Below are 15,910 nucleotides of genomic sequence, written 5' to 3'. Positions count from 1 at the left end.
ACATGGCATCTGCATTCGAGTACGCACCGGCACCGGAGTCGCGTTCGATCGTCGACATCGCGCCGAGCTACGGCCTGTTCATCGACGGCGAGTTCGTCGACGCGGCCGACGGCAAGGTCTTCAAGACCGTCTCCCCGTCCAGCGAGGAGGTCCTCGCCGAGGTCGCCCAGGCGGGCGCCGAGGACGTCGACCGCGCGGTGAAGGCGGCCCGCAAGGCCTTCGAGAAGTGGTCGGCGCTGCCCGGCTCCGAGCGCGCCAAGTACCTCTTCCGCATCGCCCGGATCATCCAGGAGCGCAGCCGTGAGCTGGCCGTCCTGGAGACCCTGGACAACGGCAAGCCGATCAAGGAGACCCGCGACGCGGACCTCCCCCTGGTCGCGGCGCACTTCTTCTACTACGCGGGCTGGGCCGACAAGCTCGACCACGCCGGCTACGGGCCGAACCCGAAGCCGCTCGGCGTGGCCGGCCAGGTCATCCCGTGGAACTTCCCGCTGCTCATGCTGGCGTGGAAGATCGCCCCCGCGCTCGCGACCGGCAACACGGTCGTCCTGAAGCCGGCCGAGACGACCCCGCTCTCCGCCCTGTTCTTCGCGGACATCTGCCGCCAGGCCGGGCTGCCGAAGGGCGTCGTCAACATCCTTCCCGGGTACGGGGAGACGGGCGCCGCGCTGGTCGAGCACCCGGACGTGAACAAGGTCGCCTTCACCGGTTCGACGGCGGTCGGCAAGTCGATCGCGCGCTCCGTCGCCGGTACGCACAAGAAGGTCACCCTCGAACTGGGCGGCAAGGGCGCCAACATCGTCTTCGACGACGCCCCGATCGACCAGGCCGTCGAGGGCATCGTCAACGGCATCTTCTTCAACCAGGGCCAGGTCTGCTGCGCGGGCTCGCGCCTCCTCGTCCAGGAGTCGATCCAGGACGAGCTGCTCGACAGCCTGAAGCGCCGCCTGTCGACGCTCCGCCTCGGCGACCCGCTCGACAAGAACACCGACATCGGCGCCATCAACTCCTCGGAGCAGCTGGCCCGCATCACCTCGCTCGTGGAGCAGGGCGAGGCGGAGGGCGCCGAGCGCTGGACCGCCGCGTGCGAGATCCCGTCGGCCGGTTACTGGTTCGCCCCGACGCTCTTCACGAACGTCACTCAGGCGCACCGGATCGCCCGCGACGAGATCTTCGGCCCGGTCCTGTCGGTGCTGTCCTTCCGTACGCCCGACGAGGCGGTCGCGAAGGCCAACAACAGCCAGTACGGCCTGTCGGCGGGCATCTGGACGGAGAAGGGCTCCCGCATCCTCGCGGTCGCCAGCAAGCTCCGGGCCGGTGTCGTCTGGGCCAACACGTTCAACAAGTTCGACCCGACCTCGCCCTTCGGCGGCTACAAGGAGTCGGGCTTCGGCCGCGAGGGCGGCCGCCACGGTCTGGAGGCCTACCTCGATGTCTGATGTGACGCGCCTCAGTGTCTTCAAGACCTACAAGCTGTACGTCGGGGGCAAGTTCCCCCGCTCCGAGAGCGGCCGGGTGTACGAGGTGAGCGACTCGAAGGGCAAGTGGCTGGCGAACGCGCCGCTCTCCTCCCGCAAGGACGCGCGTGACGCGGTCGTCGCGGCCCGAAAGGCCTTCGGCGGCTGGGCGGGCGCGACCGCGTACAACCGCGGCCAGATCCTCTACCGCGTGGCCGAGATGCTGGAGGGCCGCCGGGACCAGTTCGTCCGCGAGGTCGCGGACGCGGAGGGCCTGTCGAAGTCGAAGGCGGCCGTGGTCGTCGACGCGGCGATCGACCGCTGGGTCTGGTACGCGGGCTGGACCGACAAGATCGCCCAGGTCGTGGGCGGCGCGAACCCGGTCGCCGGCCCGTACTTCAACCTGTCGACCCCGGAGCCTACGGGCGTCGTCACGGTCGTGGCCCCGCAGGACTCGTCCTTCCTGGGCCTCGTCTCGGTGATCGCCCCGGTGATCGCGACGGGCAACACGGCGGTGGTCATCGCCTCGGAGAAGTCCCCGCTCCCCGCCCTCTCCCTGGGCGAGGTCCTGGCCACCTCCGACCTCCCCGGCGGCGTGGTCAACATCCTCTCCGGCAAGGCCGCCGAGATGGGCCCGCACCTCGCGGCCCACCAGGACGTCAACGCGATCGACCTGACGGGCGCGGACACCGGTCTGGCCCGTGACCTGGAGATCGCGGCGGCGGACAACCTGAAGCGCGTCCTGCGCCCCCGTACCGAGGAGGACTTCGCCGAGTCCCCGGGCACGGACCGCATGACCGCGTTCCTGGAGACGAAGACGGTCTGGCACCCCACGGGTTCGCTGGGCGCGAGCGGCTCCTCGTACTAGGAACCCCCATGACGAACGGCCCCCGGGAGCTCCCGGGGGCCGTTCGTCATGCGCCGCCGCGCTCGATCAGGCCCGCGACCCCGTCGAGCACGCACTCGAGACCCGTCTCGAACAGCCACCCCGCGTCGTCCTTGCGGGCAGCCCCCAGCGCGTACGTCCGGTAGGTCGGGTAGCGGCCGGTGCCGAGCAGGTACGTCATCTGCGGGGCGAGCCCCCGGCGGGTCTCGTCGGCGTTCGCCCAGCCCTGCTCCTTCATGTAGAGCGCGACGGCGACCTCCGCCTGCACGGCGCCGTGCACATAGGCGCCGACCGCACGGAACGCGGCCATCATCGAGTCGACGTCGAGGCCGAGGCCGTCGAGCGAGGCCAGCTGCCGCTCGGCCGCCGCCATCCGGTTCGGGGTGAGGGCGAAGAGCGGGGTCGGCAGCTGGGCGAGCCACGGGTGGCGCAGCATCCCGTCGCGGGTGCGGTGCGCGTGGTCCCGCAGGGTGTCCCGCCAGCCCTCGCCTGCCTCCGGGGGCTCCAGCTCGCTCGCGACCCGGTCGACCATGAGGGCCCACAGCTCGTCCTTGCCGTCGACGTGCCGGTACGCGGCCATGGGCGCGACGCCCAGTTCGGCGGCGACCTTCCGCATGGTGACGGCGGCGAATCCCTCACGGTCCGCGATCCCGATCGCGACCTCGGCGATCCGGCCCGGGGTGAGGGACGCCCTGGGTGCCGCCGCGGGCCGATCGAGCCGCTCCCACAGCGAGACGCGGTCCGTCTCGTCCTTCTTCGCCACTCCGGCCTCCTTGTGTCGCGTACAGCGTATGCCTTGTGGACGACGTACACATCGACGTGTACGTTGTACACCCATCGGTGTACGCCGTACACAACCACGCGCTTCAGGGGGACCCATGAGCACGCCGCTCCGCCTCGCCGTCATTCAGGGCTCGACCCGCGAAGGCCGCCTCGGCCCGACCGTCGCGCACTGGCTCGCCGGCCATGCCGCCGACCGCCCCGACCTGGCCGTCGACGTGATCGACCTCGCCGAGACCCCGCTGCCCACCGTCTTCCCGCACCTCGGCCAGGCCCCCGCCGACGAGGCCGACCTGGCCCTCCTGCGGGCCGTGTCCCCCCGCCTGGCCACCGCCGACGCCTTCGTCGTCGTCACGCCCGAGTACAACCACAGCTACCCCGCGTCCCTGAAGAACGCGATCGACTGGCACAACAAGGAGTGGCACGCCAAGCCCGTCGCCTTCGTCTCCTACGGCGGCTTCTCGGCCGGCCTGCGCGCCGTCGAGCACCTGCGCGGGGTCTTCGCCGAACTGCACGCCGTCACCCTCCGCGAGTCGGTCGGACTCGCCGGCGTCTGGGGACAGTTCGACGCCGAGGGCAAGGCCGTCGACGCCGGCGCCGACACCGCCGCGAAGGCGATGCTCGAACGGCTCGTCTGGTGGGCCGACGCCCTCCGTGAGGCCCGCGCCAAGAAGCCGTACGGAGCCTGACCATGACCGACCAGCGAAGGGCGCTGCCCTACCCGGGCCTCACCGGGCTCATGCTCGGCATCGTCCTCGGCACCCTCGACGGCACGATCGTCGGCACCGCGCTCCCGACCGTCGCCGGCGAACTCGGTGGCCTGGACCGGCTGTCCTGGGTGGTCACCGCCTACCTCCTCACCGCCGCCGTCACCACCCCCCTGTGGGGCAAGGCCGGCGACCTGTACGGACGCAAGGGCGCCTACCTCTCCGCCGTCGCCGTCTTCCTCACCGGCTCCGCCCTCTCCGGCCTCGCCCAGAGCATGGACCAGCTCATCGCCTTCCGCGCCCTCCAGGGCGTCGGCGCCGGCGGCCTGATGGTCGGCGCCTTCGCCCTGATCGGCACCGTCGTCTCCCCTGAGGACAGCCCGAAGGTCCAGGCGATCACCGGCGCGATGCTCCCGGTCGCCTTCGCCGGCGGCCCGCTCCTCGGCGGGCTGCTCACCGACCACCTGAACTGGCGCTGGGCCTTCTACGTCAACCTGCCCGTCGGCATCGCCGCGCTGCTGCTCGTCTCCCTCGGGCTGCGCGTCCGCACCCCGCGCGTCCGGGCCCGCGTGGACGTGGCCGGGGCCCTGCTCCTCACCACCGGCATCCTCGCCCTGACCCTGCTCGCGACCTGGGGCGGAACGCGGTACGCCTGGACCTCGCCGGGAATCCTCGCCCTGACCGCGACCGCCGTCGCCGCTCTCGCCCTGTTCGTCAGGACCGAGCGGCGCGCCGCCGAGCCGGTGATCCCGCCCCGGCTGTTCCACAGCCGGAACTTCGCCCTCGCGCAGATCCTGAGCCTCCTGGTCGGCGCGGGCATGATCGCCGCGATGAACTACCTGCCGCAGTACTTCCAGTTCGTCGGCGGCCGGACGTCCACGGCGAGCGGACTGCTCCTGCTGCCGCTCATGCTCGGCATGGTCGGCGTCCAGCTCGTCACGGGCCGGCTGATCGCGCGCGACGGCCGCTACCGGATCTACCCGATCCTCGGCGGCGGGCTCATGACCGCGGGCGCGCTCGCCCTGCTCCTGCTCGACGTGGACACCCCGACGGCCGTCGCGTCCGCGCTCACCGTGATCCTGGGCGCCGGAATGGGCTTCCTCATGCAGTCGACCCTGCTCATCACGATGTACGGCGCCCCGCCCCGGGACATGGGCGCGGCGAGCGGCACCGTCACGCTCGTCCGCACCCTCGGCGGCTCCCTCGGCGTCGCGGCCCTCGGCGCCGTCTTCACCGCGCGCCTCGCGGGGACAGACACGAACCTGACCCCGACCCAGGCCGCACGGCTGCCGGAGCCGGTACGGGAGGGCGTGCGGGCGGCGGTGACCGGCGGGGTGCACGGGGTGCTGCTCGGCACGGCCGTGCTCGCCGCCCTGGCGTTCGCGGTGGCCTGGCTCGTACGCGAGGTCCCCCTGCGGAACGCTACGGAAGCAGCCCCCGCGTCAGCGGGCCGGCCAGCGGCAGATCGGCCACCGCTCCGCCCTTCGTGACGTGGTCGGTGACCACGTTGGTGCCGATCGGCTTGAAGTCGGCGACCTGGGTGCCGAGGCCGTTGTCGAGCGGGTCCACTCCGGTGTTGGCCAGCGGGTCGAGCTGAAGCCGGGTCAGCGGGCCCACGCCGTGGGTCACGCCCTCCAGCGCGCCGGACCCGGCCGCGGCGGCGTCCGTCCGGCTCAGCGAGTCGACGGGCAGCGGTACGGGGGCGGCGGCCTGCGCCCCGGCACCCGCGCCGAGCATCGCCGCGCCCGCCGCCGTGACGGTGAGACCGGCCTTGAGCAGGGCGCTGCGGCGGGGGGTCCGGTGGTCTGCGTGACGCGCCATGAGGATCCTTCCAGGGGGTGAGCGGGCGGGCACCGACAGTAGTCGAGGTGTGATGCTCGATACCAACGGCCTTCCTCGGTGGTCCCCTGGACGGGGGAATGCCTCACACTGGTGTTCCGTGAGTTCCCAACCGATCCCGACCCGGGTCGTCCTGCTCGCGGGCCCCTCCGGCTCCGGCAAGTCGTCCCTCGCCGCCGTCGCCGGCCTTCCGGTCCTGCGCCTCGACGATTTCTACAAGGAGGCCGGCGACCCGTCGCTCCCGCTCGTCGAAGGCTCCACGGACATCGACTGGGACTCCCCACGGTCCTGGGACGCGGACGCCGCCGTCGCCGCGATCGTCGAGCTGTGCCGTACGGGGCGGACCGACGTCCCGGTGTACGACATCGCCACCAGCTCCCGGGTGGACCGGGAGCGGCTCGACATCGCGCGGACGCCGCTCTTCGTGGCGGAGGGCATCTTCGCGGCCGAGATCGTGAACCGCTGCCGCGACCTGGACGTCCTCGCGGACGCGCTGTGCCTGCGGGGCCGCCCCTCCACGACGTTCCGCCGCCGGCTCCTGCGCGACCTCCGCGAGGGCCGCAAGTCCGTGCCGTTCCTGCTGCGCCGCGGCTGGCGCCTGATGCGCGCCGAGCGCGCGATCGTCGCCCGCCAGACCGCCCTGGGCGCCCACCCCTGCGCGAAGCCGGAAGCCCTGGGCCGCCTGGCCGCGGCGGCGGCGGGCCGCCACCGCACGCCGGTGTAGCCCCAACCGCCCAGGACGCACGAAGCGGGTCGTACGAGACCCCCCGGACTCGTACGACCCGCTTCGTGTTTCCCCGTACCCCCGTACGGTTCCCCCGTGTTTCCCCCGTCCCGGCACAGGCCCCCGTTTCCCCCGTGGGCCCCTGCCGGGCGTGTCCCCCCGACCTTCAGGCCACCAGCTCGCCGAAGGACTCCTCCTCGTCACGGCCGAAGCTCAGCACCTCGTCCTCGCGCAGTCGCCGCAGCGAGCGCCAGATGCTCGACTTCACCGTGCCGACACTGATGTCCAGGATCTCCGCGATCTCCGGATCGGTACGGCCCTCGTAGTAGCGCAGCACCAGCATCGTCCGCTGGAGCTCGGGCAGCCGGGCCAGGGCCTGCCACAGGACCGCGCGCAGCTCCGTGCCCCGCATCGCGTCCGTCTCGCCGACCGTCTCCGGCAGCTCCTCGGTCGGGTACTCGTTGAGCTTGCGCCGGCGCCAGGCGCTGATGTGCAGGTTCGTCATGGTGCGACGCAGGTAGCCGCCCACGGCCGCCTTGTCGCTGATCCGGTCCCAGGCGCGGTACGTGGAGAACAGCGCGCTCTGGAGCAGGTCCTCGGCCTCGAAACGGTCACCGGTGAGGTGGTAGGCGGTGGCGTACAGGGAGGCACGACGCTCCTGCACGTAAGCCGTGAACTCGGCTTCCGAGCAGCTCGTGCGCTCCCCCGTGACCTCCCCGTACGCCGCTCCCCCGTCAGCAACGGCCACCATGTACGGCGCCTTGCGCTGACGCCCGACGCTGCGAACGCACCCCCGCCCGTTCACTGCGCCGGACTTCTCCGTGCTCCGCACGACGTCGTGGAGACGCGTGACAACTGCGCTTGAGGTGGTGCTGTGCAGTGCGTTCATCTCGCGCCCCCCGTCGGTTGGAGTGTGTTTCGGTCCGTGTGCCAAGAAGCTTGCCCGCCGGACTTCATGGCGTTGTCCGCCGACTGTCACAGCCGTGTCACAGGGAACGGAACAGAAGCGAGTCGCACAGCGGTCGATCTCGGACGGCCGAATGGGCCAGAATGACGGCGTGCCTTTTCTGCTGCTGATCGAGGACGACGACGCCATCCGGACGGCCCTCGAACTCTCCCTGTCCCGGCAGGGTCACCGGGTGGCCACCGCCGCCACGGGCGAGGACGGTCTCCAGCTGCTGCGCGAGCAGCGGCCGGACCTGGTCGTGCTCGACGTCATGCTGCCCGGCATCGACGGTTTCGAGGTCTGCCGGCGCATCCGCCGGACCGACCAGCTGCCGATCATCCTGCTGACCGCGCGCAGCGACGACATCGACGTGGTCGTCGGCCTCGAGTCCGGCGCCGACGACTATGTCGTGAAGCCGGTGCAGGGGCGGGTCCTGGACGCCCGCATCCGGGCCGTGCTGCGGCGCGGGGAGCGCGAGTCGACGGACTCGGCGACGTACGGCTCGCTGGTCATCGACCGTTCGGCGATGACGGTCACCAAGAACGGCGAGGACCTCCAGCTCACCCCGACCGAGCTGCGGCTCCTCCTGGAGCTGAGCCGGCGGCCCGGACAGGCGCTGTCCCGGCAGCAGTTGCTGCGGCTCGTGTGGGAGCACGACTACCTGGGCGACTCGCGGCTCGTCGACGCGTGTGTGCAGCGGCTGCGCGCCAAGGTGGAGGACGTGCCGTCCTCGCCGACGCTGATCCGTACCGTCCGCGGGGTCGGCTACCGGCTGGACGTCCCTGCGTGAGCAAAGGGATCTACGCGCGGCTGCGGCTCTCCAGCCTGCGGCTGCGGCTCGTCGTCGTCTTCGCCCTCGTCGCGCTCACCGCGGCCGTCGCCGCCTCCGGCATCGCGTACTGGCTGAACCGTGAGGCGGTGCTGACCCGTACCCAGGACGGGGCGCTCAACGACTTCCGGCAGGAGATGCAGAACCGGGCGGCGACGCTGCCGCTCCGGCCCACCCAGGACGACCTGCGGCGGACCGCCGAGCAGATGGCGAGCGGCGGCGCCGCCGACTACCAGGTGCTGCTGCTCGGCGAGCGGGCCGCGGGCAAGCCGATCGTCGGCGCCTCGGACCCGGACGACTTCACCCTGGCCGACGTGCCGCGCTCGCTGCAGGAGGCCGTGGACACGAAGCGGCAGGTGACGGACGCCAACGCGTATCCGTACCACCTGTTCTGGCAGCGTACGGAGCGGAACGGGACGCCGTACCTCGTCGGCGGGACGCGGATCGACGGCGGCGGCCCCTCCGGGTACATGTTCAAGTCGCTGGCCGCGGAGAAGGCCGATCTGAACTCGCTCGCCTGGTCGTTGGGGATCGCCACCGCGCTCGCGGTGGCCGGCTCGGTGCTGCTCGCGCAGGTCGCGGCGACGACCGTGCTGCGCCCGGTGCACCGGCTCGGCGAGGCGGCCCGGCAGCTCGGCGAGGGGAAGCTCGACACCCGGCTGCGGGTCTCCGGCGCCGACGAACTGGCCGATCTGTCCCGTACGTTCAACAGCGCGGCCGAGTCGCTGCAGAAGAAGGTCGCGGACATGAGCGCGCGGGAGGAGTCCTCCCGGCGGTTCGTCGCCGACATGTCGCACGAGCTGCGGACCCCGCTGACCGCCCTGACCGCCGTCACCGAGGTCCTGGAGGACGAGCAGGACTCCCTGGACCCGATGATCGCCCCCGCGGTCGCGCTCGTGGTGAGCGAGACCCGGCGCCTCAACGACCTGGTGGAGAACCTGATGGAGGTGACCCGCTTCGACGCGGGCACCGCGCGGCTCGTCCTCGACGACGTGGACATCGCGGACCAGATCACCGCGTGCATCGACGCGCGCGCCTGGCTGGACGCGGTGGAGCTCGACGCGGAGCGCGGGATCGTCGCGCCCCTCGACCCGCGCCGCCTCGACGTGATCCTGGCGAACCTGATCGGGAACGCGCTCAAGCACGGCGGTTCGCCGGTGCGGGTCTCGGTCCGCACGGACGAGGAAGAGCTGGTCATCGCGGTACGGGACCACGGCCCCGGCATCCCGGAGGACGTACTCCCCCACGTCTTCGACCGCTTCTACAAGGCGAGCGCGTCCCGGCCGCGGTCCGACGGCAGCGGGCTCGGCCTGTCGATCGCCATGGAGAACGCGCTGATCCACGGCGGTTCGATCACGGCGTCGAACTCGGTCGGCGAGGACGGCGAGGTCGACGGCGCGGTGTTCGTCCTGCGACTGCCGCTGGACGCCTCGGGGATCACGCGCGAGGTCCAGACGCGCAGCAGCCAGGGCGAGGTGGAGGAAGCGTGAGACGTCGCGTCACTGTCATGGCGGTCGCGCTCACCGCACTGCTCACCGGCTGCGGCATCCGGACCACCTCGGTCCCGGTGGACGCGGGCGCCGCGCCCTCGCGGGTCCCGTGCAGCGTGACCGACGACGGTACGTCCGAGGCGGCGGCTCAGGGAGTGCCGGTCCGGGTGTTCCTGGTCTGCGGCTCGCAGCTGGAGGCGGTGGACCGCAGGTCGCCGCTGCCGGAGGAGAAGGCGGGCGGCGATCCGGTGCGGACGGCCGGGGGGTTGCTGGCGCAGCTGCTCGCCGCGCCTTCGGAGAGCGAGCGGGAGGCCGGTTTCACGACCGAGGTACGGGGGCCGCTGACGGTCACCGGCGGGCGCCGGGGCGACCCGGCGGGCTCGCTGCGACTGAGCCGGCAGCCGGAGGACCTGGCGCCGACGGCCCTGTCGCAGCTCGTCTGCACGTTCGCGGAGAGCTCGGCGGGGGCGGGTGGTCACACGGTGCTGCTCGGCGGTCCGGGCCCGTACGCCCCGAAGCGGTACCGCTGCACGGCCGACGTCCGGGAACGCCCGGACACGACCCCCCCGACGACCCCACCGACTCCTGCGGGCTGACCCCGCGCCCGTGTGGGCCCGCGCCCTGCGCCGTGTGGGCAATCGTCCCGCTGGGGCGGGACGGGTGGGCACACGGGACGGCGCCCTCTCGCGGCGCCTCCGCGTTCCGCGCCTTGACCCGCACCCATCGTGGCGGCGTACATCCGGTGCGGGTTCAGGCGCGGAAGCCTCTGGCGCCGGCAAGGGCGCCGTTCCGTGTGCCCACCCTCCCCCAAGCTCTCGGCTTCGCTCGAGCAGGGGGGACCCCCACGCCCCGGCGGAACGCCTGCCCACAACGGGGGGGCGCGCGGAACCGATTCCGCTCTGGCGTGCGTCTTGGGGGGCGTGCAGCGTCAAGGTTCGGGCGGCCAGGCCGCCATGGTCGTCCGCGTGGCGGGGTTCGTCCTCCTCCTCGCGCATCTGCTGCTCGTCGCCTGGGTCAGCCTGCGCCCACGGGACGTCGCCTGGGTGACCGCGCCGAACACGATCCCGCTGCACGGCCTGCAGGCCGACCTCGCGCTCGGCGGCGTCGAGGCGGCCCGGCTGATCGGTGAGGGCCTGCTGCTCCTGGCCCCGCTGGGCGTGCTGCTCCCGATGGCCGACGGACGGCTGCACGTCTCCGGCTGGGCCTCCCTGACCCGTACGACCGCCGCCGGCGCCCTCGTGTCGCTGGCGATCGAGCTGCTCCAGACCGCCGTGCCGGGGCAGGTCGTCGACGTGGACTCCGTACTCCTGAACACGACGGGCGTCGCCCTCGCGCATCTCCTGATCGTCCCGGCCTGCCGGAGCCGGCTGCGCCGCAGGCGCGAGGCCCCGGACCGGAAGGCGACTCAGGGTGCGACCCCGACGATTTCCAGGGTCCCGATCGCCCCGTAGACGGACGCTTCGTCCCCGTTCACGACGGCAGGATGGAGTCATCGGGAGCCCGGAGGAGCGGCTCCCGGACCGACTCCGAAGGAGCCCACCATGGCCGCACTGTCCCGCCCCCGTGAAGGACGCGTGCTCGGCGGAGTGTGCGCGGCGCTGGCCCGGCGCTTCGGCATCTCCGCGACGGCGATGCGTCTGATCTTCCTGGCCTCGTGTCTGCTGCCGGGACCGCAGTTCCTGATCTACCTGGGCCTGTGGATCTTCCTGCCGGCGGAGAAGACCGCGAGCACGGCCTGGTAGGGCCGTGCGTACGCCGAAGGGGCGCGTACCCGGGTTCCGGGTGCGCGCCCCTTCGGCGTGTGCGGCGGGGGTCAGCCGAGCGGCAGGCCGTTCAGCGGCAGGCCGCCGAGGAGGCCGCCGAGCGGGGTGGCGCCGAGGCCGCCGGCGGCGGCGTCGAGCGGGAGGTTCTGGGTGGCCTGGCCGGCGGCGGCCGGGAGGGTCTTCACGCCCTGGTCGAGGCCCTGGCCGAGGGCGCCCTGGCCGGCACCGAGGGACTCGGAGGCGCCGTCAGGGAGCGTGGTGAGGCCGTCACCCAGCGGGACGGCCTGGGTCACCGTGCCCAGCGCGTCGGCGTCGAGCGGCAGGGACGACGCGGCGTTGGCCGCGCCTGCACCGGCGGCGACGAAAGCGGCACCGAGAGCGGCGACACCGAGCTTCTTGGCGGCAGACTGCTTCATCAGAAGATCTTCCTTGGGGAATCCGGGGGCTTCGAGGAAAGCCGGGCGGGGAAATCCTGGGAATGGAGAGCGGCTCTGCAACCTAACCAGCGAACGTCGCCTCCGCAAACACCGAAAAGCGGCCGGGTGTCGCGAGAACCCGGCCGCTCCTGACCCCTGCGCGGGGCGTGTTTCAGCCCTCCGTACGGGAAGACTCGCTGGTCGTCGCGGTCTGCTGGAACAGCCATTCGGACTTGAGCTCGGCGTATCCGGGCTTGATGACCTCATTGATCATGGCGAGTCGTTCATCGAAAGGAATGAACGCTGATTTCATCGCATTGACCGTGAACCACTGCATGTCGTCGAGCGTGTAATCGAATGCGTCGATCAGCAGCTCGAATTCCCGGCTCATGCTCGTCCCGCTCATGAGGCGATTGTCCGTGTTGACCGTGGCCCGGAAATGGAGGGTGCGGAGCAGACCGATGGGGTGCTCCGCGAAGGAGGCGGCGGCGCCGGTCTGGAGGTTGGAGGAGGGGCACATCTCGAGCGGGATGCGCTTGTCCCGCACGTAGGCCGCGAGGCGGCCGAGGCGGACCGAGCCGTCGTCGGCGACCTCGATGTCGTCGATGATCCGGACGCCGTGGCCGAGCCGGTCGGCACCGCACCACTGGAGCGCCTGCCAGATCGAGGGGAGCCCGAAGGCCTCGCCCGCGTGGATCGTGAAGTGGTTGTTCTCCCGCTTGAGGTATTCGAAGGCGTCGAGGTGGCGGGTGGGCGGGTAGCCGGCCTCGGCGCCCGCGATGTCGAAGCCGACGACACCGGTGTCGCGGTAGCGGTTGGCGAGTTCGGCGATCTCCAGGGCGCGGGCGGCGTGCCGCATGGCGGTCAGCAGGGCGCCGACCCGGATGCGGTGGCCGTTGGCCCTGGCCCGCCGCTCGCCCTCGCGGAAGCCCTCGTTGACGGCCTCCACGACCTCTTCGAGGCTGAGACCGCCCTCCAGGTGCTGCTCGGGGGCGTAGCGCACCTCGGCGTAGACGACGCCGTCCTCGGCCAGGTCGACGGCGCACTCGGCGGCGACGCGGAAGAGGGCGTCCCGGGTCTGCATGACGGCGCAGGTGTGCGCGAAGGTCTCCAGGTACCGTTCCAGGGAGCCGGAGTCGGCGGCTTCGCGGAACCAGATGCCGAGCTTGTCGGGCTCCGTCTCGGGGAGCTGCTCGTAGCCCTGCTCCCGGGCGAGTTCGATGATCGTGCCGGGGCGCAGTCCGCCGTCGAGGTGGTCGTGGAGCAGCACCTTCGGGGCACGGCGGATCTGGTCCGCGGTGGGGACGTTGGGGGTCTGGCTCGTCATTTCCGCACTCTAGCCCCTACGCGCGTAGAACACCCCGTGCGGCGCCGTTTTTCTCGTGGCGGGGCGGGGACGGCACGGACCCGGCGGGAATTGTCGGACAGGCCCTAGCCTGCCCGCATGACCTCAACCGCACCCGAACTCCCGCGCATCCACCGCTTCCTGTCCGACTTCCACCGCCGGCAGGCGGCCCGCACCGTCGAGTTCCCGGGCGCCGTCGCGGTGCTCGACGACGCCTACCGGCACTCCCGATGGAACAATCACGTGCTCGCCTACGGGGCCGTGGACCCGGAGGCGCTGGCCGGTTACACGGACGAGGCGCAGAGCCATCTCCCGTACCGCTTCGCGTACGTCCTCGACGAGAAGGTCGCCGCCGCCTGCGTGGAGCCGATGGAGCGGGCCGGGTTCCGGCACGCCACCACCCTGATCATGGCGCACACCGGTCCGGTGCCGGAGCACGGTGGGGCGCGCGAGGTGGACTTCGACGAACTGCGCGGCCCGGTCGCCGAGTCCTGGCCGCGGTTCGCCCCGCGGGCGACGCCCGAGCAGATCGCGCACCTGGTGGAGCGGCGGGTGGCGCGGCGGCGCGGCGCCGACGTCGTCCGCTTCTTCGCCGCGTACACCCCGGAGGGGGAGGTGGCCGCCTGGGCCGATCTGTACATGGATCCGGCGGCGGGGATCGCGCAGATCGAGGACCTGGTCACGGTGGAGGCCCATCTGAAGCGCGGGTACGCGGGGAGGGTGCTGGACACCGCCCTGCACGAGGCCGCCGCCGCGGGCTGCACGACCCGCTTCCTCACCGCCTTCGCGGGCGACTGGCCGCACACCTGGTACGGCCGGAGGGGCTTCGCGGTCGTCGGCTCGGTGGCCCGGTTCGAACGGGTATAGGAGCAAAGGGCGTTCGCTCTCCGGACGATACGTAACAGAGACCGCGCGTACGACTGGCGTACACCTCGCCTTCTGAGACTGTTCTGCCATGGCGTACTTCGCACTCGTGGGGCCGCCCGAGACCCGGAGACCCCGGCTCGGGCGCCCCGTCGGTTCCCGGTCGGCGGTGGCGGCGGTGGGCGGCGTGGTGCTGCTCCTGCCGGACGGCGAGCCGGTGTCGGCCCGGCGGGCGTCCGCGCGGGCGCACGCCGCGATGCTTCCACCGGCGCGTGAACTGGTGCGGGCGGGCCGGCCCGAGGGGCTCGTGGCGCATGTGGTGCGCTACCGGGCGCGCGGCTGGAACGGCACGGACGCCGACCTCGTCGCGGACGCCACCTGGGCGGTCGAGGAGGCCGTACGGCGCTACGGCGACGTCCCGGTCTGCCTCCTGGGCCACGGGATGGGGGCCCGGGCGGCGCTGCGGGCGGCCGGGCATCCGGCGGTCGGCGCGGTGCTCGCGCTCGCGCCGTGGCTGCCGGAGGACGACGTGGCGGCGGAGCCGGAGCCGGTGCGGCAGCTGGTGGGGCGCAGGGTGCTGCTCGTGCACGGCACGAACGACGCGCGGACGGACCCGGAGCTGTCGTTCCGGTTCGCCGAGCGGGCGAAGAAGGCGAACCGGGAGACCTGCCGTTTCGAGGTCCACTCGGACGGCCACGCGCTGCGCCAGTACGCGGCGGAGGTCCGGGCCCTCGCCGCGGACTTCGTGCTCGGCGCCCTGTTCTCCCGGCCGGTGGCGCGCCCGGTGACCGACGCGATGGCGGCTCCCCCGCCGCTCGGCCTGCGGATGCCGCTGGCGGCGGGGTTCGGGGCGTCGAGGTACGGCTCACGCCGGAGGTGACGGTTCCTTCGGGAGCAGGTGGCCGCGCCTGCCGAGCAGGAACTTCTTGAAGGCGGCCACCGGGGCCGTGTCCGGGTGGCCGTCCAGCCAGGCGACGCCGATCTCGCGGACCGCGCGCGGCGCGGTGACGGTCAGTTCGACGACACCGGGGCGGGGCACGGCGGGCGGCGGGAGCAGGGCGACGCCGAGGCCGGCGGCGACGAGGCCGCGCAGGGTCTCGGCCTCCTCGCCCTCGAAGGCGACCCGCGGCTTGAAGCCGGCCTCCGCGCACAGGTCGTCGGTGATGCGGCGGAGCCCGTACCCCGGCTCCAGGGTCACGAAGGTCTCCTCGGCGGCCTCGGCGAGCCGCACCCGCTTGCGGCCCGCGAGCCGGTGGTCGTCCGGGACGACGAGCCGAAGCCGCTGTTCGTCGAGGCGCCGGGCCACCAGGTCGGGGGCGTCCGGCACCGGGGAGGTCAGGCAGAGGTCGAGGTCGCCGGCGCGCAGCCGCTCGATCATGGCCTCGCCGTAGTTCTGGACGAGGGTGAAGCGGATCCGGGGATGGTCGACGCGGAAGGCGCGGATGAGGCCCGGGACGGTCTCGGACCCCATCGTGTGGAGGAAGCCGAAGGCGACCCGGCCCGCGGTCGGGTCGGCGTCGGCCCGTACGGTGTCGGCGGCCCGCTCCACCTCGGCGAGGGCCCGCTCGGCGGCGGTGAGGAAGCGGCGGCCCGCAGGGGTCAGGGAGACCGTGCGGCCGCGCCGGGCGAAGAGGGTGACGCCGAGGTCCTGTTCGAGCCGGACCATGGCCCGCGAGAGCGTCGACTGCGGCACGCCCATCTCGGCCGCGGCGCGGGTCACGTGCTCGTGCCGGGCGACGGCGGCGAAGTACGCGAGCCGCGGCGCGAGCAGCAGTCCCATGTCTTCTTCGTTACTGTTCGGTGACAGCCGAGGCTGTGGCCTGTACTCATGCACCATGGGAACGATTACAGCAGTTCCGTGCAT

18 protein-coding genes are annotated in these 15,910 nt (G+C 72.5%); 12 read left to right on the top strand and 6 right to left on the bottom strand.

Features of this window, described 5'->3' with window-relative positions:
* The first annotated feature begins 2 nt into the window (after positions 1–2).
* The gene (locus AB5J54_RS24930; protein ID WP_369146127.1) at positions 3–1,439 is read left to right on the top strand and encodes an aldehyde dehydrogenase family protein; all 1,437 of its coding nucleotides are present in this window, start codon (positions 3–5) and stop codon (positions 1,437–1,439) included.
* Positions 1,432–2,325, top strand: a complete 894-nt coding sequence (locus tag AB5J54_RS24925) for an aldehyde dehydrogenase (protein WP_369146126.1) — start codon at positions 1,432–1,434, stop codon at positions 2,323–2,325. Before AB5J54_RS24930 ends, AB5J54_RS24925 begins: the two co-directional genes overlap by 8 nt.
* A gap of 46 nt (positions 2,326–2,371) precedes the next feature.
* On the opposite strand, the gene AB5J54_RS24920 is transcribed toward AB5J54_RS24925, so the two are convergent.
* On the bottom strand, positions 2,372–3,106 hold the full coding sequence (locus AB5J54_RS24920; protein WP_369146125.1) for a TetR/AcrR family transcriptional regulator: 735 nt from the start codon (positions 3,104–3,106) through the stop codon (positions 2,372–2,374).
* Positions 3,107–3,221: 115 nt separating this feature from the next.
* On the opposite strand from AB5J54_RS24920, the gene AB5J54_RS24915 reads away from it, so the two are divergent.
* Positions 3,222–3,812: an NADPH-dependent FMN reductase gene (locus AB5J54_RS24915; RefSeq protein ID WP_369146124.1), complete on the top strand. Its 591-nt coding sequence runs from the start codon at positions 3,222–3,224 to the stop codon at positions 3,810–3,812.
* A gap of 2 nt (positions 3,813–3,814) precedes the next feature.
* On the top strand, positions 3,815–5,320 hold the full coding sequence (locus AB5J54_RS24910; RefSeq protein WP_369146123.1) for an MDR family MFS transporter: 1,506 nt from the start codon (positions 3,815–3,817) through the stop codon (positions 5,318–5,320).
* Here the strand turns inward: AB5J54_RS24910 and AB5J54_RS24905 are convergent.
* Complete coding sequence (locus tag AB5J54_RS24905; protein ID WP_369146121.1) at positions 5,253–5,651, bottom strand: hypothetical protein; 399 nt, start codon at positions 5,649–5,651, stop codon at positions 5,253–5,255. The genes AB5J54_RS24910 and AB5J54_RS24905 overlap by 68 nt on opposite strands.
* 52 nt (positions 5,652–5,703) lie before the next feature.
* On the opposite strand from AB5J54_RS24905, the gene AB5J54_RS24900 reads away from it, so the two are divergent.
* On the top strand, positions 5,704–6,393 hold the full coding sequence (locus AB5J54_RS24900; protein ID WP_369146120.1) for an ATP-binding protein: 690 nt from the start codon (positions 5,704–5,706) through the stop codon (positions 6,391–6,393).
* Between the two features lie 166 nt (positions 6,394–6,559).
* On the opposite strand, the gene AB5J54_RS24895 is transcribed toward AB5J54_RS24900, so the two are convergent.
* Positions 6,560–7,282, bottom strand: coding sequence for a SigE family RNA polymerase sigma factor (locus tag AB5J54_RS24895; RefSeq protein WP_369146119.1), 723 nt, complete (start codon positions 7,280–7,282; stop codon positions 6,560–6,562).
* Positions 7,283–7,451: 169 nt separating this feature from the next.
* Between AB5J54_RS24895 and afsQ1 the strand changes: the two genes are divergently transcribed.
* The 5 genes from afsQ1 (at position 7,452) to AB5J54_RS24870 (ending at position 11,400) form a co-directional block, all read left to right on the top strand.
* Positions 7,452–8,129, top strand: coding sequence for a two-component system response regulator AfsQ1 (gene afsQ1 / locus AB5J54_RS24890; RefSeq protein WP_017239746.1), 678 nt, complete (start codon positions 7,452–7,454; stop codon positions 8,127–8,129).
* A complete protein-coding gene (locus AB5J54_RS24885; protein WP_369146118.1) occupies positions 8,126–9,658 on the top strand; it encodes an ATP-binding protein in 1,533 nt (510 codons plus the stop codon). Before afsQ1 ends, AB5J54_RS24885 begins: the two co-directional genes overlap by 4 nt.
* 17 nt (positions 9,659–9,675) lie before the next feature.
* Positions 9,676–10,254: a hypothetical protein gene (locus AB5J54_RS24880; RefSeq protein ID WP_369149448.1), complete on the top strand. Its 579-nt coding sequence runs from the start codon at positions 9,676–9,678 to the stop codon at positions 10,252–10,254.
* Positions 10,255–10,578: 324 nt separating this feature from the next.
* Positions 10,579–11,109: a VanZ family protein gene (locus tag AB5J54_RS24875; protein ID WP_369146117.1), complete on the top strand. Its 531-nt coding sequence runs from the start codon at positions 10,579–10,581 to the stop codon at positions 11,107–11,109.
* A 90-nt stretch (positions 11,110–11,199) separates the two neighbouring features.
* Positions 11,200–11,400, top strand: a complete 201-nt coding sequence (locus AB5J54_RS24870) for a PspC domain-containing protein (RefSeq protein WP_369146116.1) — start codon at positions 11,200–11,202, stop codon at positions 11,398–11,400.
* A gap of 71 nt (positions 11,401–11,471) precedes the next feature.
* Here AB5J54_RS24870 and AB5J54_RS24865 read toward each other — a convergent pair whose 3' ends face one another.
* Together AB5J54_RS24865 and AB5J54_RS24860 are read right to left on the bottom strand one after the other, a co-directional pair.
* The gene (locus AB5J54_RS24865; RefSeq protein WP_369146115.1) at positions 11,472–11,837 is read right to left on the bottom strand and encodes a hypothetical protein; all 366 of its coding nucleotides are present in this window, start codon (positions 11,835–11,837) and stop codon (positions 11,472–11,474) included.
* A 172-nt stretch (positions 11,838–12,009) separates the two neighbouring features.
* Positions 12,010–13,164 (bottom strand): adenosine deaminase, encoded by a 1,155-nt coding sequence (locus AB5J54_RS24860; RefSeq protein WP_369146114.1) that lies wholly within the window; start codon positions 13,162–13,164, stop codon positions 12,010–12,012.
* 117 nt (positions 13,165–13,281) lie between these two features.
* On the opposite strand from AB5J54_RS24860, the gene AB5J54_RS24855 reads away from it, so the two are divergent.
* Complete coding sequence (locus AB5J54_RS24855; protein WP_369146113.1) at positions 13,282–14,049, top strand: GNAT family N-acetyltransferase; 768 nt, start codon at positions 13,282–13,284, stop codon at positions 14,047–14,049.
* Positions 14,050–14,137: 88 nt separating this feature from the next.
* Positions 14,138–14,926: an alpha/beta hydrolase gene (locus AB5J54_RS24850; protein ID WP_369146112.1), complete on the top strand. Its 789-nt coding sequence runs from the start codon at positions 14,138–14,140 to the stop codon at positions 14,924–14,926.
* Here AB5J54_RS24850 and AB5J54_RS24845 read toward each other — a convergent pair.
* Positions 14,912–15,883, bottom strand: coding sequence for a LysR family transcriptional regulator (locus AB5J54_RS24845; RefSeq protein ID WP_369146111.1), 972 nt, complete (start codon positions 15,881–15,883; stop codon positions 14,912–14,914). The two genes, AB5J54_RS24850 and AB5J54_RS24845, sit on opposite strands and share 15 nt — an antisense overlap.
* Positions 15,884–15,910 lie beyond the last annotated feature (27 nt).

The organism is Streptomyces sp. R44, from assembly GCF_041053105.1.
GTDB lineage: Bacteria > Actinomycetota > Actinomycetes > Streptomycetales > Streptomycetaceae > Streptomyces.
This window is presented reverse-complemented; position numbering and strand designations above follow the sequence as displayed.